Source organism: Allobosea sp., from assembly GCF_030694325.1.
Classification (GTDB): domain Bacteria; phylum Pseudomonadota; class Alphaproteobacteria; order Rhizobiales; family Beijerinckiaceae; genus Allobosea.
In genome coordinates this window covers 1-1,311 of record NZ_JAUXYO010000231.1, presented here as the reverse complement: position 1 = coordinate 1,311, position 1,311 = coordinate 1, and the positions used below count along the sequence as shown (strand labels likewise).

Below are 1,311 nucleotides of genomic sequence, written 5' to 3'. Positions count from 1 at the left end.
TCGCGACTAGAACGACAACTGCATCATCGTCAGCTCGTTCGAGAACCTAGACCCGATGGGCGTCCACACCGGCGATTCGATCACGGTCGCCCCGGCACTGACGCTGACCGATAAGGAATACCAGATCATGCGCGACGCCTCGCTGGCGGTGCTGCGCGAGATCGGCGTCGAGACCGGCGGCTCGAACGTGCAGTTCGCGGTCGATCCCGAGACCGGCCGCATGATCGTCATCGAGATGAATCCGCGCGTCTCGCGCTCCTCGGCGCTGGCCTCCAAGGCGACCGGCTTCCCGATTGCCAAGGTCGCGGCGCGTCTGGCCGTCGGCTACACGCTCGATGAGATCGAGAACGACATCACCGGCGGCGCGACGCCGGCCTCCTTCGAGCCGACGATCGACTATGTCGTCACAAAGATCCCGCGCTTCGCATTCGAGAAATTCCCCGGCGCCGAGCCGACGCTGACCACCGCGATGAAGTCGGTCGGCGAATCCATGGCGATCGGCCGCACCTTCCAGGAATCGCTGCAGAAGGCGCTGCGCTCGCTGGAGACCGGGCTCGATGGCCTCGACGAGATCGAGGTCGAAGGGCTCGGCAAGGGCGACGACAAGAACGCGATCAAGGCCGCGCTCTCGACGCCCACGCCCGACCGCATCCTCCAGGTCGCGCAGGCGATGCGCTTCGGCTTCACCGACGCGCAGATCCATGAGAGCTGCAAGATCGACCCCTGGTTCCTCGAGCAGATGCGCGGCATCGTCGACACCGAGGAGAAAATCCGCCAGTTCGGCCTGCCGCAGACGCCGGGCGCCTTCCGGCAGGTCAAGGCGATGGGCTTCTCCGACAAGCGCCTCGCCGCTGTCGCCGGCAAGACCGAGGCCGAGGTGCGGGCGCTGCGGCGCTCGCTCGCCGTGCGCCCGGTCTACAAGCGCATCGACACCTGCGCCGCCGAGTTCGCCTCGCCCACGGCCTATATGTACTCGACCTACGCCATGCCCTTCGCCGGCCAGGCCGCCGACGAGGCCAAGCCGACGGACCGCAAGAAGGTCGTCATCCTCGGCGGCGGCCCCAACCGCATCGGCCAGGGCATCGAGTTCGACTATTGCTGCTGCCATGCCTGCTTCGCGCTGCATGACGCCGGTTATGAATCCATCATGATCAACTGCAATCCAGAAACGGTGTCGACCGACTACGACACCGCGGATCGATTGTATTTCGAGCCGCTCACTGCCGAAGACGTACTGGAGATCATCGACACCGAGCGCAAGAACGGCACCCTGCACGGCGTGATCGTGCAGTTCGGGGGCCAGACGCCGCT

1 pseudogene is annotated in these 1,311 nt (G+C 65.7%); it reads left to right on the top strand.

From position 1 onward, the window contains the following. Positions 1-10: 10 nt before the first annotated feature. Positions 11-1,311, top strand: a pseudogene (gene carB / locus Q8M82_RS15315) (carbamoyl-phosphate synthase large subunit); the annotation flags it as partial.